Here is a 23,661-nt window from a genome sequence, read left to right as displayed (position 1 = left end):
CTTTGGTCCGTGCGACGCCTGGCCGCGCGTGGGCTACCAGTGGAAGCGCACGCCCAGGTCGCCGTTGAACGCTTTCACGCCATTGCCGAAACCCTTCTGGTAGCTCAGCGTGGCGTAGATGGCCGTGTTCGCACTCAGCTGCGCATTCAGGCCGCCGCCCAGTTCCCACCAGGTGCCGGTGAGGTCCGAGCGAAACGGCACCCAGCCATCGGCCGAGGAGAAGGCGGTGCGCGGGTCGGCGTTGAACTCATGCCAGAGGTTGGCGAGCACCCAGCCGGTGTACTGCTGGCTGGCATCGCTGCCCTGCCACTGGTTGGCCAGGCGGCTGCCGATGCGTGCGGTGAGCGAATCGGCGTGACCGAAGCGCACCTGCGCGGAGCTATCGGAGGCGTTGTCCAGGTGCAGGCTCTGGTAGATCGCCTGTGCCTGCGGCTCCAACGACCAACCGTTGGCGAAGGCGAACGGGTAGCCGCCCTCCAGCGAGGCAGTGGCCCCGAAACCGTCGGTGGAAAGGTTCTGCTGCTCGTTTGAACGCGCCTTGGCGCTGTACCAGGTGGCCTGCACCACGCCGTCGAGGTAGGCATCGCTGGCGTTGAAGCGGGTCCAGTAAGCGCCCAGCGAGTAAGCGTCGAAACGATCGTTGCCAGCCGAGGTGTTGTCGAAGTTATCCACACCGCCGTGGCCATGCCCCACCGAACCCAGCAGGCCGGCGAAATCGCGGGTGCCGTTGGCTTGTTCGCCGCGGTACAGATCCAGGCCGGCCTGCAGGGCGAGCAGGTAGCTGTCGAAGGAGGGCCCGTCGCGATAGATGCCACCCGTGCGTGCATTCCATTCGCCGTCCTCGCCCGGCACGCGCGCCCAGGCCTGGCTGGCGCCCCAGCCGTCGTCGTTCACCAATCCGCGCGTGCTTTCCTGGGCGCCTGCGCGCTCGTGCAGGGTGCCGACGAGCGTGGTGCCGTAGCGCAGCATCATCGATGGTAGGGCGGTATAGAGCGATACCTCGGCGCGATAATTCGGTACCACCGGCGGTAGCGGTGTCACCGGTGGGTTGCCGCTGCCAGGTGGCGAGGTCGGGGGAGGCGTGGGTGTCGTCGTCGGTGGCACCACGCCCACTGGCGGGGCGGGGTTGTCCGTGCGTAGATACCAGGATGACGGCGAGTTGCTGTCACGCGATCCCTGGAACAGCGTGTAGAGATAAGGGCCCGCTTCAACGTAATTTCCCAGGGTGAATGCATTCGCTGTCGTCGTGGCGCCGTTACTGGCCCGCACCACCAGGATGCCGTTGCCTTCGGTGACAGCGCCCAGGCCGCCCACGTTGGTGACATTGAGCGTGGTCTGCCCGCTGGCACTGCCACCGTTGATCACCAGCCGGTCGGACGGTGAGCCGTCGCCGCCAAGCACGGTGTTCAGTGCGATACGGGCGTTCTGCCCCACGTAACTGCCGGTGACAAGGGTGTTGCCCACACCGTTGCCGCCTAACTGCAACAAGGCAGCGTTGTTCAGCGTTCCGCCGATGGTGAAGCTGCCCACTGCACCGCTGGCAAGTACAGGCAACGCATTGGCAACGGCGACCGTGCCTTGGTTATTCACGTCGCCCGCCGTACTGCCATAGCCACCAAAGCTGGCATTGGCGGCCACGCTTACCGCACCGCCACCGCTCAGCGCTGCGCTGGCATGGCTCGCGTCGCCCACCACCAACGTACCCGCGTTGACGCTGGTGAGGCCGCTGTACGTGTTCACCGCATCGAGTATCACCACACCGCTACCATTCTGCGTGACAGCGCCGATGGGGTCGGGCGTGGTCTGCGTCCAGTCGCTGATGACGCCACTGAACGTCACCGTGTCGGACCGGTTGAAGATCAGCAGGCTGCCGTTCTGCACGTCACCCACCATGCTGCCGCTGGTGCCGCCATTGCCGAGTTGCAAAGCGCCGCCAGCGATCACCGTGCCGCCGCTGTAGGTATTGGCGCCGGTGAGGATGGTGGTGCCGGTGCCCAGTTGTTTCACGCTCCCCGTGCCGCTGATGGCTCCAGGGAACGTCACAGTGTCGACGCGATCGAAAATCAAACGACCATTGTTTGCCACGTTACCTACCAGGCTGCCCGTCGCGCCACCGTCGCCCAGCTTCAGCATGCCTGCGGTGATCGTGGTGCCGCCGGAGTAAGTGTTGTCGCCGGTGAGTACTGTCGTGCCGCTGCCTATCTGGTTCACGCTACCCGTGCCGCTGATAACGCCGGCAAAGGTGTTGGTGTCCGAGCGGCTGAAGACCAAAGCACCGTTGTTGGTGACATCGCCCAAGATACTTCCGGTGGTGCCGCCATTGCCCAGCTGCAACGTACCCGCGTTGATCATGGTGCCACCGGCGTACGTGTTGTTGGCGGCGAGTACGGTCGTTCCACCGCCCGCCTGAGCCACACTGCCTGAGCCACTGACGACACCGGCGAACGTATTGGTATCCGATCGGTTGAAGACCAAGGCGCCGCTATTGGTAACATCGCCCACGACACTTCCCGTGGTGCCGCCATTGCCCAACTGCAACGTTCCTGCGCTGATCGTGGTGCCGCCGGCGTACGTGCTATCGCCCGTAAGTACCGTGGCTCCACTTCCAGATTGAGTCACGCTTCCCGCGCCGCTGATAACGCCGGCGAATGTGTTGGTGTCCGAGCGGTCAAACACCAATGCACCGTTGTTGGTCACATTGCCGATGATGCCGCCGTTGGCGCCACTGTTGCCCAACTGCAAAGTGCCCGCGCTAATGGTGGTGCCGCCGGTATATGTGCTGTCGCCTGTAAGCACCGTGGTGCCGCTACCTATCTGGTTCACGCTACCCGCGCCGCTGATAACGCCGGCGAAGGTGTTGGTGTCCGAGCGGTTGAAGACCAAAGCACCGTTGTTGGTCACGTTGCCAACGATGCTTCCGCTGGCACCACCGTTGCCCAACTGCAAGGTGCCCGCGCTTATGGTCGTGCCGCCGGTGTATGTGCTGTCGCCCGTAAGCAGGGTGGTGCCACTGCCTGCTTGAGTCGTACTACCCGAACCGCTGATAGCGCCCGCGAAGGTGTTCGTGTCCGACCGGTTGAACACCAATGCACCGTTGTTGGTCACGTTGCCAACGATGCTGCCAGTGGTGCCACCGTTGCCGAGCTGCAAGCTCCCAGCGCTAATGGTGGTGCCGCCGATATAGGTGTTGCTAGCGGTAAGCACGGTGGTTCCGCTGCCTGCCTGAGCCACGCTGCCCGAGCCACTGATGACACCGGCGAAGGTGTTGGTATCCGATCGGTCAAACACCAATGCACCGTTGTTGGTCACATTGCCGACAATGCTGCCATCCGTGCTGCCGTTGCCCAACTGTAGTGTTCCCGCGCTTATGGTGGTGCCGCCGGTATATGTATTACCTCCGGCAAGCGTGAAGGTCCCCGCACCATTCTTAATAAGGGCGCCGCTGCCGCTAATGACGCCGCTGAACGTGGTGGAGCTGCCCAGGCCGCCGGTGGTGAGGTTGCCGCTGCCCAACAGCACCTGGCCGCCACCAGCGAGGCTGCCAATGGCTTGATTGGCGTTGCCGAGATCCAGTGCGGCGCCGCTTGCCACGGTATAAGCGCTGGCGCTAGAGAAGATATTGCTCGCACCCGCCAGCAATACGCCGCTCGCCACCGTGGTGGCACCGCTGTAGCTGCCTGCGCCGGTTAGCGTGAGCGTGCCCGTACCCCGTTGGGTGAGCGCTCCGCTGCCCTGGATGCTTGCCGCGATCGTGACGTTGCCAGGCACCGCAAAGGTGAGTGCGCCGTTATCGGTAATTTGCCCGCTTATGGTCAGCGGCGCGGTGGTGAAGGTGGCGGCCGAGGTGCCGTCGATACCCATATTCACCAGCGCGTAGCTGGCGCCGTTGAACGTGACATTGGCGCTGTTCCGCAGAGTCACCATCTGCCAGTTGAGGATGGCGTTGGCAAAGCCGGTGGAGCTGAAGCCGTCGAACACCAGCGCATTGTTGCTGCCGCCAACGCCCGCATCGATCGACCCAGTGGTGGTGGAGCCGCCTTTAAGCACCACCGTGTTGTTCGATTGCCCCGGCCCGAACAGGATCGCGCCGCGTCCGCCGCTGAGCGCGCCGGCATTGATCACCGTAATGCCGTTTGCATTGGCGCCATTGCCGTAGAAGCCATACGCGTTGTCGCTGGTCACGCTGGCGCCAGCCTCGTTGATAAAAGTGCCAGGCCCGGCCATTTCCACCCCATTGCCGGCAATGGCCATGACATTGCCGGTGCCGATGGTGCTGTATGCCCCGTGTGCCGCCACTACGCCATAGTTGTCGATGGTGCTGGCTACGACGCTCTCCGAGCGGATACCCGCCGACGAAGAACGATTGCTGGTGCCCGAAATGCCCCCGGAGGTTTGAATGTTTCCACGATTGATCAGCGTATTGCCGCTGGTCTTGTTGTACGTGCGCGCGAACAGGCCCACCGAATTATTGCCTGTGGTGGTAACGGTGCCATCGTTCTCCAGCGTATTGCCGTAGCCCGCCGTTGTGCTGGTGGAATTACCTGGATCGCCCGCCCAGATGCCATAGGCGTTAATGAACGTGGTGCTGATGCTGCCGGCGTTTGTCACGGTGCTGTTGTTATTCACCTGTACCGCCGCGCCACTGGTGGAAACACTCGCGCCGGACTGGATGTTCACCACGGCCCCGCTGGCGGGTATCAGCAAAGTGCCCGAACCCGACGCAATGGCGTTGATGCTGCTGGTGAATGGGTTGGGCGAGGTGCTGTCGCAGATCACCGTGGTGCCGTCGCTCTGCAGCGCGCAATTGGCAGCAGCCGCCTCAGGTAGCGCGGCCAACAGGCTTGCCAGCAACAGGGTCGTACGAAGAGGTATGGGGTGGGGATAGGGAAGGCTAGCGGCACGACGAACCTTCAAGCTCATAGAGCACCTGTCGAGCGTCGTCGACCCATGGCGACCCCTCGCGACCTTCCCCCGGCCTGTAAGTAACACCGCTACGGTGGTTGAAACGTGATCGCAGGTTCTTGCTGTTTGTGTCCGCACTTGCCATGCATGCTGCGCTGAGGTTTCATGCGTGAGCTTGGCCGCGGCAGCACGGTGCGGCACGAACAGCATTCAACTCGGGGGAGTTGTGGAGCTTCGAACTGGCAATGGACTGGCCGCGCTCGTGTGCCTTTGGCTGACCTTGGCAGCCTCGACCGGCGTACGCGCTGACATCTACAAGTGCACCAAAGCTGGTGCGGTGGCCTACCAGGAAACGCCCTGTGAAGGCGCCGACGTGCAGACCACACGCGTCGAAGACAAGGACTCCGATCGCTTCGTAGGCTGCTTCGCCGCCACCGATAGCCGCTACAACCTCTACTACGAAGTGCGCGCCAACGGCGCAGGAACCTATCAGCTGATCGACGAGCGCAATCCGCTCGCCTCTGGCGTGGTGCTTAAGCGCGCCACCAGCGAAGAGCTGCAAGCGGTGAGCAATGGGCTGCATATCAAGATCAGCAACGGCTTGAGCCGCTATGTGCAGCAGGCTCAGACGCACTACGTCCAACGTGTGGGCAACCGCTATGTCAGCGGCAGCACGCCGGTGGCGCAGCCGATCACCGCGGCCAGCCTCTATGGCATCTACAAGGCCGTGGATGGCGAGGGTCGCCCGATCTATCTCCTTCATCAGGGCGGTGGCGTACCTCAAACCATCACCAAGTCAGCCTGCCCATCCTATTGAAACATCGCCATACCAACGCTTCTTCACGCAGGTGAAGTCAACGGGTCGTTTGGCACCACACAGACGTCTGGTGCAGCAACCGACGATGTCCATGAGGACATTCCACAAGTACTGACAAAAGGATGAGATTCACGATGAAACTCAAATATCTTGCAGCTTGTGCTTTCGCTTTTGGTCTGGGTTTGATGACCTTCGCTTCGGCGGCAGGCGCCATCACCGTACCCGTTTCGCAGTGCGTGATCGACTGTGAGCACCTGCACTGCCCGCAGGGCTGCAGCCTGCAGCAGTACCTGGCTTGCCAGTTCGAGTGCAACTGATGTGATCGCCGCATCACGGGGTACCAAAAGGTGCCCCGTGGTGCCATGCACGCAATGCAAGCCCCTCCATCTATCGCTGCCGCCGTTGTCGCGGCCCAGGATGTGCGATGAAATTCAAAGGGATTGTTGTGGTGGCGCTGTTCCTGGTGGGCGGCGCGCTATTGGGCAGCCTGCTTGGGCCACGCCTCGGCACCTGGCTGCACCCGCCAGCTGCGGCGAGGCCACCCGTGGAAACGGGCGATTACGCGTCCTACATTCAGGCGGCCGGTACGCCCGTGGTGATGCTTTCGCTCTCCACCTGCCCGTACTGCAAGCAAGCGCGCGAATACTTCGTTGCCCACGATATCGCCTACACCGACTACGTGATCGACCAATCGCCTGATGCCATGCGGATGTTCAACGAGCTTAAGGAGAAAGGCACACCCGTGATCATCACGCGCCATCACCTTATGCGTGGCTTCTACGCAGCGGGTATTGGCGCACAGCTACGCCAGGATGGCGTGGTGGATGGCGCAGGTAAGCGTGTCGCGGTGGCGGCCGGGCATTGAGGGAGTACGTGGCGTTTGCCGGAGGGGAGTCGGCGCGGGTTCGTTGACGTCGCGGCATTACGCAGACATCAGTCCGTCGGGTTTTGTGGCACCTTAAGCTCCCCAACTCCCCCGTTTGTCGGCAAGGCGCATCCATGGCTGAAAAGGATATCCCGGGCGTTCGCCCTTACGAGAGCGCGGCCGGTGGCTGGGGTGCGCTTCGTGCGACGGCGCGGGCGATTCGCGAGCAGATGGATGCCAGAGAGGCTGCCGTTACGCTGCTGCGCACCAACAAGCCGGAGGGTTTCGACTGTCCAGGGTGTGCTTGGCCCGACAAGAAGCACACCTCGACATTCCAGTTCTGCGAGAACGGCGCCAAGGCAGTGACCTGGGAGGCCACCCACAAGCGTGTGCCGCCCACGTTCTTTGCAGCCAATACGGTGACATCGCTGCTTGGCTGGACGGATCACCAACTGGAAGACCAGGGTCGTTTGACGCATCCGATGGTCTACGACGCGGAAAAGGATATCTACGTAGCCATCGGCTGGGACGAGGCCTTCGCTCGCATCGGCAACCTTCTTCGCGGCTTCGAAAGCCCAGATATGGTGGAGTTCTACGCTTCGGGGCGGGCCTCCAACGAGGCGGCCTTTCTCTATCAGCTCTTTGCGCGGGAATACGGCACCAACAATTTCCCGGACTGCTCGAACATGTGCCACGAGGCGACCAGCGTGGGCCTGCCGCAGTCCATCGGCATCGGCAAGGGCACCGTGTCGCTGGATGATTTCGATCATTGCGAGTTGATCCTTGCGTTGGGGCACAACCCCGGCACGAATCATCCCCGCATGATGGGCACGCTTCACGAAGTCGCACGACGCGGCGTGCCCATTGTGGTGTTCAATCCCTTGCGCGAGCGTGCGTTGGAGCGCTTCGCCGATCCGCAGGCGCCGCTGGAAATGGCCACGCTGGGTTCCACCGCTATTGCGTCCACCTATTTGCAGGTGAAAGTGGGCGGCGACGCGGCAGCCCTCAAGGGCATCATGAAGGCGCTGGTCGAACTGGATGAGGCGGCAGGTGCGGCATCGACCGTGCTTGACCACGCATTCATCCGGGAGCACACGCGAGGCTTCGACGCATGGGTGGAAGACCTGCGGGCAACCCCGTGGAGCGCGATCGAAGAAACCTCCGGCCTTGGCGAGGAAGCCCTGCGTGCGGTAGCGGCGGCGTATGCGGCGTCCAACGCCACCATCGTCACCTACGGCATGGGCGTGACCCAGCACCGCACAGGCACGCAGAACGTGCAGCAGGTGGCGAACCTGTTGCTGTTGCGTGGCAACTTCGGCAAGCCCGGTGCAGGTATTTGTCCGTTACGTGGCCACTCCAACGTGCAGGGCGATCGAAGTGTGGGCATTACCGAAAAGCCGAACGATGCCTTGCTCGACGGCATCGAGAAAGCCTTTGGCTTTCGACCGCCGGCGTCGCATGGTCACAACGCGGTGGAGGCGATGCAGGCCATCCTCGATGGGCGATCCAAAGCCTTGATCAGCCTGGGTGGCAATCTGGCGGTGGCGCTATCCGATCCGGAAGCGTGCTTTGCCGCCATGCGCAAGCTCGATTTGTCAGTGCATGTGGCTACCAAGCTCAACCGCTCTCACTTGCTCACGGGCAAGCACACCTTCCTCTTGCCGTGTTTGGGGCGTACCGAGCGTGACCTGCAGGCAACTGGGCCGCAGGCTGTGACGGTGGAAGATTCGATGTCCATGGTGCATGCCTCGCGCGGCAAGCTGGCGCCCGCCTCCGAAGCGTTGCGCTCCGAGCCGGCGATAATCGCCGGCATCGCCATGGCCACCTTGCCCAAGAGTCGCGTGCCGTGGACGGACTTGATCGCGGATTACGATCGTATTCGCAATGCTATCGAAGCTGTGTTTCCCGCGTTCGCTCAATACAACGAACGCATTCGCGTACCGGGCGGCTTTCGACTGCCGTTGCCGCCGACCGAACGGGTCTGGAATACGCCATCGGGAAAGGCCGAGTTCATTTGCTTTGCGGGGCTGGAGGAAGACCCCGCATCGGCGGACCCTTCCGTCCTGAAGTTGACCACCGTCCGCAGCCACGACCAGTACAACACCACCATCTATGGTTTCGATGATCGCTACCGAGGGATCTTCGGTCGCCGTGATGTGGTGTTCATGAATGCGCTCGACCTGGCAGAGCGTGGCATTCAACACGGTGACGAAATACTGGTGGAAACTGCTCTCGGCCTGAGTCAGGAGCGGCGCTTGGTCAACGTGATCGCCGTGGCTTATGAGATAGCGAAGGGCTCGGTAGCAACCTATTACCCCGAGGGCAATTGCCTGGTGCCGCTGGACTACCACGATCAAGCCAGCGGCACTCCGTCCTACAAGTCCGTGCCGGTGCGCATATCGCGTGCGCAGGTGGCGTAGTCGGTTCCGTGGGATACGGTGTGCGCACGCCATGCTCCACATGGTTGCGTGTAAGCCACGTCGCAAGCGAATGATCACCACACATGGATAGGCTCATGGACAATGCAACTCCAGCTTTCTGCGCCATTTATCGCTGGCGACTTCACCCGGGTTCCGAGGCCTCGTTCGTCAAGGCGTGGTCGCGCATTACGGAGCTTCTGCTGACAGAGCGAGGTTCGCTGGGCTCACGGCTTCACCGGGGCCCCGACGATATTTGGTACAGCTATACGCAATGGCCTTCGGCGGAGGCAAAGGCCGAAGGGCTCGCGCGACCATCCGTCGACGTTGAAGCCTGGCAGCAGCTGCGGGCGGCCATTGCCGAAAGTTTGCCCGAGTTGATCCTGGAACCAGTGTCCGATTTTCTGGCGCCTCTCCCCTAGGGGGCCTTTGCGCAAAAGGTGAGACGGGCAAGTATGAAATGCCCATGGACTGACTACGCAGTGCCACTTGGGCGGCGGCCGTGAAGGCCATGTTGATGCGCGCAAGGGTCGTGTGGCTGAATCCAAGGAGGATCACAAGCTGAATGCAGGGTTTTCAGCGCTATGTAACAGAACGCTACGTCGGGCTTTCTGTGCCATGTTGTTGACGCATGGCGATGCGGCTTGCGTCGAAGCGAGCCACTCTCCGCCATGGCAATCCGCAGCTTTCACTTCACGTGTAGGAGTTCCCATGAAGCGCTTACATACCCTCTTCATCGCCGCAGCTCTCATCGCAGGCAGTGGGCTGGTGATGGCTTCCCCGCAGGACGATCACGGCGATCATGATCGCGGGCACGGCGATAACGCGCATTGGAACGACAAAGACCATGATCGTGGGCATAACCCGAAGGACGAGGGGCGTCACGACAACGGCAGGCACAATGGCTGGTACAAGAAGGGCGACCGCTTGCCCGATCGCTACTACTCGCGCGATTACTATGTGACAGACTATCAACGCTACCACTTGCGTGCGCCACCGCCGGGCTATCGCTGGGTGCGTGCCGATCAAGGCCAGTTCTACCTCACGTTGATATCCAGCGGCGTTGTTATCGATATTTCCACGGGCTTCTGATGCGCAACATGCGTCGCCATGGATGGCGCGTTTGATCTGCGGCATACCGCTTTGAACGCAATGGCCCACGTCACACAATCGTGGCGTGGGCCTATCGCACATCCGTCCTCGTGGGGTGGGATGTTGGAGGGTGTTAAAGTACGCGGTACCCCTCCAGGCAGCGACACCATGAGCAACGACGCGTTCTACCCCATCGGCACTCCCGGTCAACCTTGGGACGCAGCAGAGCGAGCCGCATGGCTGGCGCGGCAGAGCAAGCAGCGCAGCTACGCCGATGATGTGTTGAGCCCCATCCGCGCGTTGCGCGACACCTTCGAGGTGAGCGAGTACGGTGCGTTGCACTACGGTGTTGAGCACTATCCGTTGATCGCAGTGCGCAGCCGGCTATGGCAGGAACACCTTCCGGTGTTGGTCGTGACGGGTGGCGTGCATGGATATGAAACCAGCGGTGTGCATGGTGCCTTGCAGTTCCTGGCCCAGCATGGGCGCGACTACGATGGTCGCGCCAACGTATTGGTGGTGCCCTGCGTGAGCCCGTGGGCGTATGAGCGCATCCATCGCTGGAACCCCGACGCACTGGACCCCAATCGCAATTTTCGCGAAGACAGTCCCGCCGGCGAGTCGGCGGCGCTGGTGAAGCTGCTCAAGCCACTCAGCGATCGGGTGCTCATGCATATCGATCTGCACGAAACCACCGACTCCGATGAGTCCGAATTCCGCCCCGCGCTGGCTGCGCGTGATGGCAAGCCGTTCGAGCCGGGCGAAGTGCCCGATGGCTTCTACCTGGTGGATGACACCGACAACCCGCAGCCCGCTTTCCAGCAAGCGGTGATCGAGGCGGTGGCCAAGGTCACGCATATCGCCGATGCGGATGCGCGTGGCGAGATTATCGGTGCGCCGCTATTGATTCCGGGCGTGATCAAGTTCCCGGTGAAGCAATGGGCGCTATGCGCCGGCATTACCAACGCACGCTTTGCCACCACCACCGAGGTCTACCCAGACAGCCCTCGCGCGACGCCGCAACAGTGCAACGATGCCCAGGTCGCCGCCATCTGTGCCGCCATTGATTACGCGCTGGGGCATCCCCAAGGCTGACGTCGCATTCTTGACCGGATCGTTGCACCACAGCGGCGCATTGTCCATGATGGTGCAATGAGTGACTCGGTCAGCCGTGCGTGGGCGGAGCCGTTGGCGACCGGGGTGGCGCTGGCGGACGGGCAGTTGCGCCTGTTGTGGGTGAACCCGGCGCTGGCGGAGTTGCTGGCGATCGGTCCCCGCAGCGCGGTGGGCCAATCGCTGGCGGTGCTGCTGCATCAACCCGAATGGATGGCGCTGGCGGCGCGTGCGTTGCAGGAGCCGGCGCCGTTGCAGCTACGGGGCATCGAGCTGCCATCCACGCGCGGCGATGGTGTGCGCATGGATGTGTCGATGCAGGGCCTGCCCAGCGGTGAACTGCTGGTGGAGGTGCATGCGCTCGCGCCGCCGGTATCCGCGCCGACGCCCTTGTCCGCCACCTTGCGCGGCTTTGCGCATGAAGTGAAGAACCCGCTGGCCGGCTTGCGCGGCGCCGCGCAGCTATTGCAACGGCGGGTGGATGACGAGCAGTTGCGCGCATTGGCTGGCTTGGTGATCGCCGAGGCGGATCGTCTGGGGGCGCTCGCCAACCGTTTGCTGCATCACGACGGCGCGGCCCACTTGGGGCCCGTGAATATCCATGAACAACTGGAGCGGCTGGGCGACCTGCTGCTGGCCGAGCCATCGCCACCGAGTTTGCGTCACGACTACGACCCTAGCCTGCCGGATATCTACGGCGACGCGGACCGGCTCTTGCAGTTGTTGTTGAACCTCGCACGCAATGCTGTCGAAGCGGGTGCGCGCACGCTTACCTTTCGCACCCGCGCCGAGGCCGCCGTGCGATGCGGGGATCGCGTTGTGCGCATGGCGCTGCGGGTGGATGTGATCGACGATGGTCCGGGCGTGCCTGTCGCCTTGCGCGACACCTTGTTCGAGCCGTTGGTATCCGGCCGCGCGGATGGCAGCGGCCTGGGGCTGGCATTGGCGCGCGAGATCGCCCGGGAGCATGGTGGCGAATTGCGCTACGCCAGCCGTGCCGGCGAAACGGCGTTTACCCTTTATCTGCCGATGGGCCACGCACATGACTGAGCCACACCACGAAATATGGATAGCCGACGACGACCGCGGCGTGCGTTTCGTGCTGGCCGAAGCACTGCGCGACGCAGGCTTGCAGGTGCGCGAGTTCGGCGACGGTGAGGATGTGCGCGCCGCTCTGCGCGAATCGCGTCCCGCGCTGTTGCTTACCGACGTGCGCATGCCGGGTGAGGGTGGTCTGGCTTTGCTGGAAGCGCTCACCGCACAAGGTGTGGGGCCGGTGATCGTGATGAGTGCGTATACCGATGTGGCCACGACAGCCGCCGCGTATCGCGCGGGCGCGGTGGATTACCTCGCCAAGCCGTTCGACTTGGATCAGGCGGTATCCGCGGTGCAGCGTGCGCTGGCCGATACGCCCGCCGTGGCCACCGCGACGGTTGCGCCGACTGTGTCAACGCATGCCTTGCTGGGTGAGAGCCCGGCCATGCGCGAGGTGTTTCGTTTGATCGGTCGCGTTGCCGCGAGCGATCTCAATGTGTTGATCACTGGCGAAACCGGTACGGGCAAGGAGCTGGTGGCGCGTGCCTTGCACGAGGAAAGCGCGCGCCGCAACAGGCCCTACATCGCGCTCAACACGGCAGCTATTCCCAGTGAGTTGCTGGAAAGTGAGCTGTTCGGTCACGAAGCCGGCGCATTTACGGGTGCCACGCGTCGGCATGCCGGTCGTTTCGAACAGGCGGAAGGCGGCACGCTGTTTCTCGATGAAATCGGCGACATGCCGCTAGCCTTGCAAACGCGGTTGTTGCGGGTACTGGCTGGCGGGGAGTTCTATCGCGTGGGTGGGCGCGAGTTGATCCGCGGCAACGTGCGCATCATTGCCGCCACGCATCAGGACTTGGATGTGCGCGTGGCAGCGGGGCAGTTCCGCGCCGATCTCAAGCATCGCCTGGATGTGGTGCGCATCGAGTTGCCACCGTTGCGCCAACGCCGCGGCGATATTCCGCTGCTGGCCGAGCACTTTCTCGCAACGGCCGCCCAGGAGCTGAAGCTGCCACCCAAGCGCTTTTCCAAGTCGGCGCTAAAGGCCGTCGCCCAACGCGACTTCCCCGGCAATGTGCGTGAACTGGAGAACCTGTGCCGACGCCTGGCGGTCATTGCGCCGGGCTCGGAGATCCTGCCCTCGGATCTTGGCAGTGCCCCCACGGCCGGATCGGCGGGCGGCTGGACCGATGCGTTGCGCGAATGGGCCGCACAAGCCATTGCCGATGGCGAGATGGATATCCATACCCGCGCCCGCGAGGCGCTGGATCACACCCTGCTGCAAGCGGCGCTAGCGGCGCATGAGGGCCATCGCCAGCATGCCGCCGCCGCGCTCGGCGTAGGGCGCAATACGTTGACCCGCAAGCTGGGTGCATCGCGCACCCGACGTCCAAACAAGCCCGAGTAACCACGCATGACCATCGTTGTTCGCCTCGCTGTACGTACCGACATTGATCACATTGCGCAATGGAACCGCGCCATGGCTTGGGAAACCGAAGCTAAGGCACTGGACAGCGGCGTGCTCGCACGCGGCGTCACCGCGGTGTTCGACGAGCCACGCCGTGGCTTCTACCTGATAGCCGAGCGTGATGGAGAGCCTTGTGGTTGCCTGCTCGTTACCTACGAATGGAGCGACTGGCGCGCAGGCGATTTCTGGTGGATCCAGAGTGTCTACGTGGTTGAGTCGGCACGTCGCGAGGGCGTGTTCCGCCGTCTTTACGACGAAGTGCAGCAGCGCGCGCAGGCGGCAGGCGCGGTGGGCTTGCGCCTATACGTGGAAACCGAGAACGAGCGCGCGCAGCGCACCTATGCCGGGCTCGGCATGGAGCGCTGCCACTACTTCATGTACGAAGCGGAATTCGCGCGCTGAGCGAGGCTCAGCCTGGGAGCAGGTGCCGCCCGAGCTCTTCGGGCGGCAGCGCGGAGCCGAACAGATAGCCTTGCATCAGCGTGCAGCCGGCGCGGCGCAGGTGTTCGGCCTGGGCAGGTGTTTCTACGCCTTCGGCCACCACCATCATGTCCAGTCCGCGCGCCATGGCGATGATGGCGTCGGTAATGGCGGCGTTGTCGGGGTCGGTGGCGATGTCGCGCACGAAGGTGCGGTCGATCTTCAACGCGTCGATGGGGAAGTACTTCAGGTAGGAAAGGCTGCAATAGCCGGTGCCGAAGTCGTCCAGCGTCAGGCCTACGCCCAGGTCTTTGATGCGCTGCATGAGTGCGCGACTCTGGTCGCCGGCGGACATCACCATGCGCTCGGTGAGTTCCAGGTCGATCAGCGATGGCGGTAGCTGCGCGTCCGCCAGTGAGGAGCGCAGCACTTCATGGAAGTCGGCATGCTGGAACTGTGGCGCGGCCACATTCACCGCCACCACGATGGGCGTACCCAGGCGATACCACTCGCCGGCCTGCCGGCAGGCTTCGCGGATAACCCATTCGCCCAGTGGCACGATCAGGCCGGTTTCTTCGGCGATGGGGATGAACTGGTCGGGCGCGTAAACTTCGTTGCCGTCTACCTGCCAACGCAGCAGGGCCTCGGCGCCGACAATGGTGCCAGTGCGGGCATCGACCTCGGGTTGGTAATGCAGGCGTAGCTCGCCGCGTTGCAGTGCCTTGCGCAGGTCCTGTTCGATGCGCAGGCGTGCTGCCGGGCGCTCGCTCATGGACGGGGTGTAGATGCGGTAGCCGTTACGGCCGTGCACTTTCACTTCGTATAGCGCGGTATCGGCGTTGCGCAGCATGCCTTCGGCGTCGCCGGCATCCTCAGGGTAGACGCTGATGCCGACGCTGAAGGTAACGTCGAAGTCGCCCATCTTGCTGGCGGCAGAGCTTTGCCACAGGCGCATCAGTTTTTCGCAAAGCTGGCGCGCGCCCATGCGTCCATCCACGTGCGACAGCAGCACGGCGAATTCGTCGCCAGCGATTCGGCTGACAGTGTCTTCGTTGCGCAGCGTGTTGCGCAGGTGGCTGGCGAAATTGCGCAGCAGGGCATCGCCTGCCACGTGGCCGAGCGTGTCGTTGATCTGTTTGAAGTGATCCAGGTCGATATGCAGTAGCGCGGCCTGGTCGTGGCGGCGCATGGCGGCCCCGAGCACTTGTTCCAGGCGCGATTGGAGCAGGCTGCGGTTGGGCAGCCCGGTGAGCGTGTCGTGCTGGGCGAGGTGAGCCATCTTCAGCGCCAAGGCGCGCGTTTCGCTCACGTCGTGGAATACCAGCACGCCGCCAATAACACTGCCAGCGTGGTCGTGGATGGAGGCTGCTGAATCCTCAATGGGCGTTTCAAAGCCATTGCGGTGGAGCAGTACGGCGTTGCCCTTCAGTTCCACGATGGCGTCGCGGGCAATGGCATCCATCAAGGGATTGTTGAGGGGCTCGCGGTTGCGTGCGTCGATCAGGCGAAATACCTCGCTCATCGGTTTGCCCACGGCCTCGGCGTGGGTCCAGCCGGTCATCGCTTCGGCGATGGGGTTGAGTGAGGTCACGCGGTTTTGCAGGTCGGTGGTGATCACTGCATCGCCGATGGAGCGCAAGGTCACCTCGGCCAGTTCGCGTTCGCGGAACAGGGCCTCTTCGTAGGCTTTGCGTTGGCTGATGTCCTGGATCTGCGCCACCGCGTGGTACGGCTCGCCCTGCACGTTGCGCACCAACGATACGCTCAACATCACATGCACGACATGGCCGTCGGCGTGGATGTAGCGCTTCTCCAACTGGTACGACTCGCATTCGCCTTCGATCAGCGAGCGCGCCATGTCGCGCGACACGGCCATGTCATCCGCGTGGGTGAGGTCCAGCAGAGACCGCGAGAGCAGCTCCATCTCGCCGTAGCCCAGCATTTGGCAAAGCGCGCCGTTGACGCGCAGCATGCGTCCTTCTTCGGTGACCAGCGCCATGCCGATGGGGGCATGCTGGAACGCGCCATAGAAGCGCTGCTCGCTTTCGCGCAACTGCGTTTCCAGTGCATAGCGCGCGCTGATGTCGATGAATACGGTGAACACGCCGCGCACTTGGCCGTGTTCGTCAAAGTCAGGTTGGAAGTTGCCGTGCACGTAGGAGCGGGCGGCGCCGCTGAACAGCTCGCCCTCGTAGACCGCCGGCTCGCCGTCCAGCGCCTGATCCAGGCAGTAGCCCGCGCGCGCCAGGCTCCAACGGTCGATGACCTCTTCCACGGTGCGCCCCACCATGTCCTGCGGGGAGAGGCCCATCCAGGCTTGGTGGGTGCCGTTGACGAAGCGGAAGCGGCGTTGGCGGTCGATATAGGTGATGAGCGCAGGCGCGCCCTGCAGCACGTGAGCGGGCCATTGGGCCTCGCCACCTGCGGGTACGTACTCGCTGTCGTTTGGCGCCATCGATGGTCCGCTGTTGACGCTCCCCGCGTCCTGCCCGGCGATGATGCGACAAGTGGGGCCGCCTGTGCAGCAGGAATGATCTTGGGATGATGCGGGCACTGCGCGCCGGGGCGCGCAGTTTGCCCCGAACGGTCAGTGCAGTGGGGTGGCCGGTGCGCCGAGCTGGCCTTGCGTGTCCAGCAGGATCTGCCCGAGCGCATGCAGGTCCGATGCGATGCGATAGCAGTCCGCCAGCGCGGCCACCAAGGGGCCCAGCGCTTTGGGGTGCAGGGGATACCCGTGGGCGAGTACCCGGGCTTGTCCACCCTCCCCACGTTGCGCCAGGGTCACGGCCACCACGCCAAGGCCGGCGGCCTCGTGGGCATACAAGGCAGGCGCGTCGTAGGCGGGGTCGGCCTCGGCGAGGGCTTCCAGCAGATAGCCGGGCGTGGCGTCACCGTTCTCCAGCACCAGGGGTAGTTGGTGCGCATCGAGCAGGGCGGCGTACTGGCGCAGCTCGAACACGATGCCGGCGAAGTCGTGCCCGCGTTGTTCGGCGGCGCTGTTGTGCTGTCGCAGCCAGGCGGCGGGCGACTGCGCGTGCACCTTGCCCTCGTGGTAGCGCAGGGTGAGGCCGCGTGCGCTCATGGTGGTTTCGTCGCGGTAGGGCGTGAGCAAGGCGGCTTCCAGCAGGGTCCATAGCGGCGCCAGGTTCACGTGCTCGTACTGCACGCAGGTGAGCGCCAGCAGGTCGTTGCGGCTCAGGTAGCGGGCGTGCTCCAGGCGGGCGCCGAGGGTGCGCATGAGCCAGTCGGCCGTGCGGGCACCCGCTTCGCCGCGACCCACCAGCTCTACTTCAAGCTGTTCGGAGAGGCTTTCGGCCAGCGCTTCGGGCACCAACAGGGAGATGGGCAATAGGCGCATCGGGCCGTCGGCATAGACGGCTTCGGGCTCCAGCGGCTGGGCGGGCATGCGGCCCTCGTGGGTACCAAAGGCGACCACGTTTTCCAGATGGCCGCGCGGCACGCGGCGAGCCAGTTCGTCCAGGGTGGCCCACACCGGGAAACCAGGTCGCAGCAGCTCCACCGCGTCGAACAGCGCGCCGGCCACGGCCAGGCGGGCTTCGGCCACCTCGGGTACCAGTCCGTGCAGGTCAGCGGCGATGAGGGCGGCCAGCTCGGCGGCCTGGTCGCGACTGAGGGTGCGGTGGGCGGGCGTCTCGTCGGCGGACAGTTCCAGGGCCAGCACCACCGGCAGGGCGACAAGTGTTTGAGCTTCCACGGAGACGAACCCGAACGGCAAAGAACCAAATTCTAGCATCCAGGGGGTTTTGGGCTTCCGTACGGTGGCGTAGCGGGTTAGCCTTGGTGACTCGGCTTTTTTTGGACTGCTCCAGCCATGGACAACACGCTCAAGCGCGTCGGTGTGATCGGCGGCGTACGTATTCCGTTCTGCCGCAACAACACCGCTTACGCCGACGTCGGTAACTTCGGCATGTCGGTGAAGGTGCTTGGGTCGTTGGTGGAGCGATACGGTCTGCATGGCGTGGAGCTGGGCGAAGTCGCCATGGGCGCGGTGATCAAGCACGCCTCGGAGTGGAACCTGGCCCGCGAGGCCGTGCTCTCCTCGGGCCTGGCACCCACCACCCCCGGCATCACCACGGCGCGTGCCTGCGGCACCTCGCTGGACAACGCCATCATCATCGCCAACAAGATCGCCACGGGGCAGATCGAGGCGGGCATTGCCGGCGGCTCGGATACCACCAGCGACGTGCCGATTGTGCTGGGCGAGCGCCTGCGCAAGCGCCTGTTGGCGATGAACCGCGCCAAGACCTGGCAGGACAAGCTGCGCGCCGCCACCCAGGGTTTCTCCTTCAAGGAGTTCAAGCCGGCGTTTCCGGGCGTGGCCGAGCCACGCACCGGCATGTCCATGGGCGATCACTGCGAAAAGATGGCCAAGGAGTGGCACATCACCCGCCAGGCGCAGGACCAGTTGGCGCTCGATAGCCACCGCAAGCTCGCGGCGGCCTACGACGCTGGTTTCTTCGAAGACTTGGTGGTGCCGTTCCGTGGTTTGAAGCGCGATGGTTTCCTGCGTCCGGACAGCACCCTCGAAAAGCTGGCATCGCTCAAGCCCGCATTCGACAAGACCTCCGGTCACGGCACGCTCACGGCGGGTAACTCCACCGGCCTGTCCGATGGCGCGGCCGCCGTGTTGCTGGGCACCGAGGAATGGGCGAACCAGCGCGGCCTGAAGGTGCAGGCCTGGTTCCGCGATGCGGAGGTGTCGGCGGTGGATTTCGTGCACGGCGAAGGCTTGCTGATGGCTCCGACCATCGCGGTGCCGCGCATGCTCGCGCGCCATGGCCTGACCTTGCAGGATTTCGACTTCTACGAGATTCACGAGGCGTTCGCCGCGCAGGTCCTGTGCACCCTGCGTGCCTGGGAAAGCGCCGATTACTGCAAGAACCGCCTCGGCTTGGACCAGCCGCTGGGCAGCATCGACCCGGCCAAGCTCAACGTGAATGGTTCCAGCCTGGCGGCGGGCCATCCGTTTGCCGCCACCGGCGCGCGCATCATCGCTACGCTGGCCAAGATGCTGGAACAAAAGGGTTCGGGCCGTGGCCTGATTTCCATCTGCACGGCGGGTGGCATGGGCGTCACCGCCATCCTCGAGCGCTGAGCGGTTCGCGTCAGGCGCATCGCGACTGGGTATGTGGCGCCTGCGCAGCACCGTTGGCCTGAGTTTGCTCACGTTGGGCGTGGGCATTGCCGGCACCGCCTGGCTCAGTACCTTCACCGATCAATGGGATGGCCCGCCCGGGCAGGCTGCGCCGCGCCCCGATAAGGTGCGCGCCATGCTGCGGCGACATGCGCGCGCGGCTGCGGCGCCCCCAGCCCCCGCGCCGGTGGCTGCGTCGTCACCCGCGCCGTTGCCCGCCGAGCCGGAACTCACACCGTTGGAGATGCCACCGCTGCCCGCGTCGTTGTGGTCGCGTGACGCCTGGGGCGAGGGCAAGGTGGAGCTGAGCTTGCGCGTGGACGGCGAAGGGCACGTACAGCAGGCCAGCGTGGTGCAGAGCAGTGGCGACAATGGGCTGGATGCGCGCGCCGTGCGCACGGTGCAGCGCTGGCGCTTTGCCGTGCCGGCCGATCGCCCGCAAGGACTCAGTGGCCGCCTGGTGATGCGTTTCGCCGCCAGCGTGCCAACGCCTTAGGGAAGCTCTGATTTTGATCGTCATCCCAGCGAACCCCAAAAAGGGGGCGAGAGCTGGGATCCAGTGCCTGTAAATCGCTGAACGTAAAGGCACTGGATGACCAGCCCTTCGGCTGTTAGAAAGCACCTCCTGCTCTCGCCCCCTTTTTGGGGTCCGCAGGAATGACGGACAAGAAGGCAATTTATCGGACCTTCCCTAGCGCAATTTAGAGCACGCCCTTCACGCCGGCGCCAAAGGCGGTGATGAGTCGTGTGTAGATCAGCTTGGACGAAATCGCTACCTCGGGGAAATCGCCCACCGGCGTGTAGCAACTGAGGAACGCGGGGTCGCTGGGGCGCATCGGCGTGCAACCAGCCTTGAGGTCGTAGCTGGTGGCGTAGCGATAGGGCCACAGGTCGAACACCGGCAGACTGGCGGAAAGATCGCCGATGGCCATGCTCAACTCGCTCTGCTGGCGCGGGGCCACCACCCAGGCGTTTTCAGGCTGCGTGTCGCGCAGGATGCTCTCGCGCAGTTCGCTCGCGAAGCGTGCGTCGTACACGATCACACCGGCCTCGGTGTTGTAGTGATCCGAGCGCGGATCGAAGTTGTGCGAGCCAACCATGGCGAAGTCGTCGTCCACCACGATGGATTTGGCGTGCAGGCCGAATCGGCGGCCTTCGCTGGTGAGCGGCGCCGGGCGGTTGCGGCGCGCGCTGCCATGACTACCCAGCAGGCCGCGCTCGGTACCTACGCGCCGGCGCACCTGCGGCTGCCCGCTGCCAAGCGAAGGCATGGGGCCAGCGTCGTCGGCGGCATCGGCGTTGTCTTCGGTGGGGCCGGCGGCATGCGGTTTCAGTTCGTAGATCTCGAAGCCGTAGTTCTTCAGGTAGCGCTTGCGGTGCTTGTAGGAGATGGCATAGACCGCGAATGCATCGGTGGACGCCAGCGAGTTGGTGGAGACGATGATGCGCGGCGGTGCCTGCCGCTGGTGCAACTGGCTGAAGATGTCCTGCGCGCGTTGGCTCAGCACCAGGTAGGGGGTTTGCAGCACCACCTCGTGCTGCGCCGCGTTGACCAGGCGCATGACGTGCGCGGTGAACTCGCGGGCGCTGCGCTTTTGTGGGTCTTCGGTTTTGGCGGGCAAGTCGCTGAAGAAATCCACGCGGCCGGTACGCAAAGTTTCCGATACCAGGGCGTCTTCAAGCCAGTCGTCGTCCTCGGCCTCTTCCTGCACGCGGGCCACGCGTTGCGGGTGGGCGTAGCGCGGTGCGGGCCAAGGGCCGGGTGGAGGGTCGTCGAGGATGCGGCGGTTCACGTCGCGCAACCGTGTCAGGGGAACGGCGCGCTTGTGCTGCCAAAACGTGTCGAAGCTGCTTGCCATGGCGCGCGCCGCGGGGCCGCCGACCATCACGTCGCGGTCCACGTAGTCAAAATCGTTGTCCCAGTCGAAGTAGCGGTCCTGGTAATTGCGGCCGCCGGTGATGCCGATCGTGTCGTCCACCAGCAGCAGCTTGTTGTGCATGCGCTGGTTGAACGTGAGAAAGCAGCACACGATGCCGGCGCCAAATTCCACGGCGGAGGTTTGCGCTTCGTGGAAGGTTGGGTTGTACAGGCGCACTTCCAGGTTCTCGTGAACGCTGGCAAGGCGTTGCAGCAACACGGGGTCGCCGAAGGAAAAGAGCTGGTCGGCAAGAATGCGTACCTTCACGCCGCGTCGTGCTGCCGCGAGCAACTCGTTGAGCACCAATTGGCCAGCGTCGTCCTGGTCCCAGATATAGGTCTGCACGTCGATGCTGTGCTGGGCGGCCCGAATGAGGTTGAGGCGAGCCACCATGGCGGCCTCGCTATCGTTGAGCAGGGTCACCACGTGCACCGGCTCGTCGTCGGTGGAGTCGCTCATGGCCTGGCGCGCGGCATCGAGCAGGGGCGAGTCGATGGCGCAGTGGTCAGGGCGCGGGCAGTCCAGCGTGCGGTCGCTTTGGTCGGCCACGATGGTGTCCGCCCGGCGCACGCGCGCAGGCGACACGCTGCATCCCGCCGAGAGCAGGATCGCAACGAGCAACATGGAAAGGGCGATCCCGCGTTGGCGCATGGCGCGATGATACGGATGGTTGTTACTGCTTGGCGTAATCCAGGCTGATCATCAGGCCCAGTTCCACGTTGTCCGACAACGCGGTGCGGTGTCCGTTCATGCCGAAGTCGCTGCGCTGGATGGTGCCGCGCACCGCGATCACGCACTGTTGCGGCGATTCCAGCGGGCAGCGCGAGGGCAGCAACTCGAAACGGGCCGGCCGGGTGATCCCTCGCAGGGTGAGGGTGCCGTCCAGGTCGCCTCCCTTCTCCAGCATGTTCAGTGAGATGGGCTCGGAGATGAAGCGGATGGACGGGTAGCGCAGCACATCGAAGAACTCCGGCGCCAGCACCCAGCGTCGAATGCGGTCCGAGCCCATTTGGATGCTGTCCACCGTGATGCGTGCGTCCACCACGGCTGTGTCGTGCAGGCTGCTCAGGGTGACGTCGCCGTCGATTTCCTCAAAACGCCCGCTGATCTGGCTGAGCCAGAACAGGCGAACGCCAAAGTCGGCGTGCGAGCGGGCGGGGTCGATGCGGTAGTCGGCGGCGTAGGCTGGGCAAGCCAGCAGGGCGAGCAGCAGAGCTATCCAGCGGTGCCGATGACCGTAACGCGACCACCTCGACGCCGGATAGCTCACACGCGAACCTTTCGATCAGGGAGACCAGAACGCATCCAATCGCGCGTTGCCTGGCTCCAGCGGCCCGTTGAGGTGCAACACGGCGAGGCCGGCAGGCGGCATGCCACGGAATTCGTCCGAGCGCCCTTCCACCAGCAGCGCCACCAGGCGCTCGATGCCTGGATTGTGGCCGATCAACATGACAGTGCCGGCATCGCCGTGCTGGTCGAGCAGCGCCATTAGTTCGCCGGGCGTGGCTTCATAGATGCCGTCCGCCAGCTGCAGCGCCGGTGCGCCCGGTAGCGCCGCCAACGCCAAGGTGGCGGTGCTCCGTGTACGTTCGGAGGGCGAGCACAGCACGCGATCGGGTTTCACGCCGTGCTTTGCCAGCCACTGCCCCGCCGCGCGGGCTTCCTGTTCGCCGCGCCCGCTCAGGCGCCGGCTGGGGTCATCCCCTCCGCTGGTGGCCGGCTGGGCTTCGGCATGGCGCAACAGGATAAGTTCGTGCATAGCGTGTGTGCTCCTAGGTCGGCTGGTTGGCCGGATAATTCAATGCTGGCGCTTGATCCAGCGCAGGAGGTGTTTCCAATCCTCCTGGTGACTGCGGACATTCTCCGAGGCGTAGTCGAAAATGCCTTTGCCCAGCGCCGTCAGTAGCACGTAGGCCTGGCTATCGCGCAGCTGCGCCACCAGCGGGAAGGGGGACTGCTCAGCCACCTGTGCCATGGCCTCCTGGCTTGCGTTGGTCCAGGGCTTGAGGCGATTGCCCACCAGCCCTACCGGCAGTTTGCCGCGCTTGATGCGATTGATTTGCGCGAGGTGCTGCAGGAAGTCGAACGTGGCATCGAGGTCGAAGGTTGACGGCAACACCGGCACCAACACCACGTCGGCCTTTTCGAGGTAGGGCTCAAGGTCCCGTTCCTGGGAACCGGCGGGGGTGTCGATGAGTAGGCGCTGGGTGTCGGGGGGGAGCTTGTCCAAGGCGCGGCGGCCGCCCTCCAGCGCCAGTACGCCCGGTACGTTGTCCGGGCGCCGGCTGGCCCAGCGGTAGCCGGAGAGCTGGCGGTCGGCATCGACGATCGCCGTGCGCTTGCCGTCTTGCGACCAATGCGAAGCGAGCTGGGTCACCAGCGTGCTCTTGCCACAACCGCCTTTGCTGCTTGCCACCAGTACCGTCAGCATCTCGCTGCCCCTGTAACCAAGCTGAGG

General features: G+C 64.1%; 19 protein-coding genes. 12 read left to right on the top strand and 7 right to left on the bottom strand.

Annotation, left to right across the window (positions count from 1 at the left end; translation table 11 throughout):
* Window positions 1–33: 33 nt before the first annotated feature.
* Window positions 34–4,920, bottom strand: a complete 4,887-nt coding sequence (locus AC3G2C_RS19620; protein ID WP_488386315.1) for an autotransporter outer membrane beta-barrel domain-containing protein — start codon at window positions 4,918–4,920, stop codon at window positions 34–36.
* Between the two features lie 208 nt (window positions 4,921–5,128).
* On the opposite strand from AC3G2C_RS19620, the gene AC3G2C_RS19615 reads away from it, so the two are divergent.
* From AC3G2C_RS19615 to AC3G2C_RS19570, 10 genes are all read left to right on the top strand, one after another.
* Window positions 5,129–5,719, top strand: a complete 591-nt coding sequence (locus AC3G2C_RS19615) for a hypothetical protein (protein ID WP_488386314.1) — start codon at window positions 5,129–5,131, stop codon at window positions 5,717–5,719.
* A gap of 134 nt (window positions 5,720–5,853) precedes the next feature.
* Complete coding sequence (locus AC3G2C_RS19610; RefSeq protein WP_488386313.1) at window positions 5,854–6,036, top strand: hypothetical protein; 183 nt, start codon at window positions 5,854–5,856, stop codon at window positions 6,034–6,036.
* A gap of 107 nt (window positions 6,037–6,143) precedes the next feature.
* On the top strand, window positions 6,144–6,584 hold the full coding sequence (locus AC3G2C_RS19605; RefSeq protein ID WP_488386312.1) for a glutaredoxin family protein: 441 nt from the start codon (window positions 6,144–6,146) through the stop codon (window positions 6,582–6,584).
* Between the two features lie 134 nt (window positions 6,585–6,718).
* Window positions 6,719–9,004, top strand: a complete 2,286-nt coding sequence (locus AC3G2C_RS19600) for an FdhF/YdeP family oxidoreductase (RefSeq protein ID WP_488386311.1) — start codon at window positions 6,719–6,721, stop codon at window positions 9,002–9,004.
* A gap of 95 nt (window positions 9,005–9,099) precedes the next feature.
* Complete coding sequence (locus AC3G2C_RS19595; RefSeq protein WP_488386310.1) at window positions 9,100–9,423, top strand: antibiotic biosynthesis monooxygenase family protein; 324 nt, start codon at window positions 9,100–9,102, stop codon at window positions 9,421–9,423.
* A gap of 289 nt (window positions 9,424–9,712) precedes the next feature.
* On the top strand, window positions 9,713–10,093 hold the full coding sequence (locus AC3G2C_RS19590) for an RcnB family protein (protein ID WP_488386309.1): 381 nt from the start codon (window positions 9,713–9,715) through the stop codon (window positions 10,091–10,093).
* Between the two features lie 168 nt (window positions 10,094–10,261).
* Complete coding sequence (locus AC3G2C_RS19585; RefSeq protein WP_488386308.1) at window positions 10,262–11,188, top strand: M14 family metallopeptidase; 927 nt, start codon at window positions 10,262–10,264, stop codon at window positions 11,186–11,188.
* Between the two features lie 57 nt (window positions 11,189–11,245).
* A complete protein-coding gene (locus AC3G2C_RS19580) occupies window positions 11,246–12,256 on the top strand; it encodes a two-component system sensor histidine kinase NtrB (protein WP_488386307.1) in 1,011 nt (336 codons plus the stop codon).
* Window positions 12,249–13,649, top strand: a complete 1,401-nt coding sequence (gene ntrC / locus AC3G2C_RS19575) for a nitrogen regulation protein NR(I) (RefSeq protein ID WP_488386306.1) — start codon at window positions 12,249–12,251, stop codon at window positions 13,647–13,649. Before AC3G2C_RS19580 ends, ntrC begins: the two co-directional genes overlap by 8 nt.
* 6 nt (window positions 13,650–13,655) lie before the next feature.
* Window positions 13,656–14,111, top strand: coding sequence for a GNAT family N-acetyltransferase (locus tag AC3G2C_RS19570; protein WP_488386305.1), 456 nt, complete (start codon window positions 13,656–13,658; stop codon window positions 14,109–14,111).
* 7 nt (window positions 14,112–14,118) lie between these two features.
* Here AC3G2C_RS19570 and AC3G2C_RS19565 read toward each other — a convergent pair whose 3' ends face one another.
* Window positions 14,119–16,584: a sensor domain-containing protein gene (locus tag AC3G2C_RS19565; protein WP_488386304.1), complete on the bottom strand. Its 2,466-nt coding sequence runs from the start codon at window positions 16,582–16,584 to the stop codon at window positions 14,119–14,121.
* A gap of 132 nt (window positions 16,585–16,716) precedes the next feature.
* Window positions 16,717–17,844 (bottom strand): hypothetical protein, encoded by a 1,128-nt coding sequence (locus tag AC3G2C_RS19560; RefSeq protein WP_488386303.1) that lies wholly within the window; start codon window positions 17,842–17,844, stop codon window positions 16,717–16,719.
* Window positions 17,845–17,961: 117 nt separating this feature from the next.
* On the opposite strand from AC3G2C_RS19560, the gene AC3G2C_RS19555 reads away from it, so the two are divergent.
* Window positions 17,962–19,245, top strand: coding sequence for an acetyl-CoA C-acetyltransferase (locus AC3G2C_RS19555; protein ID WP_488386302.1), 1,284 nt, complete (start codon window positions 17,962–17,964; stop codon window positions 19,243–19,245).
* A 31-nt stretch (window positions 19,246–19,276) separates the two neighbouring features.
* Complete coding sequence (locus AC3G2C_RS19550; RefSeq protein ID WP_488386301.1) at window positions 19,277–19,780, top strand: energy transducer TonB family protein; 504 nt, start codon at window positions 19,277–19,279, stop codon at window positions 19,778–19,780.
* Between the two features lie 205 nt (window positions 19,781–19,985).
* Here the strand turns inward: AC3G2C_RS19550 and AC3G2C_RS19545 are convergent, their stop codons facing one another.
* Genes AC3G2C_RS19545 through AC3G2C_RS19530 form a run of 4 tightly spaced genes read right to left on the bottom strand, consistent with a single transcriptional unit; the run spans window position 19,986 to window position 23,634 of the window.
* Window positions 19,986–21,827, bottom strand: coding sequence for a phospholipase D-like domain-containing protein (locus AC3G2C_RS19545; protein WP_488386300.1), 1,842 nt, complete (start codon window positions 21,825–21,827; stop codon window positions 19,986–19,988).
* A 49-nt stretch (window positions 21,828–21,876) separates the two neighbouring features.
* Window positions 21,877–22,473, bottom strand: coding sequence for a YceI family protein (locus AC3G2C_RS19540; RefSeq protein WP_488386299.1), 597 nt, complete (start codon window positions 22,471–22,473; stop codon window positions 21,877–21,879).
* A gap of 15 nt (window positions 22,474–22,488) precedes the next feature.
* Window positions 22,489–22,962, bottom strand: coding sequence for a SixA phosphatase family protein (locus AC3G2C_RS19535; RefSeq protein ID WP_488386298.1), 474 nt, complete (start codon window positions 22,960–22,962; stop codon window positions 22,489–22,491).
* Window positions 22,963–23,001: 39 nt separating this feature from the next.
* The gene (locus AC3G2C_RS19530) at window positions 23,002–23,634 is read right to left on the bottom strand and encodes a nucleotide-binding protein (RefSeq protein WP_488386297.1); all 633 of its coding nucleotides are present in this window, start codon (window positions 23,632–23,634) and stop codon (window positions 23,002–23,004) included.
* Window positions 23,635–23,661 lie beyond the last annotated feature (27 nt).

The sequence above is a fragment of the Frateuria sp. sgz306004 genome (assembly GCF_057750885.1).
This window is presented reverse-complemented; position numbering and strand designations above follow the sequence as displayed.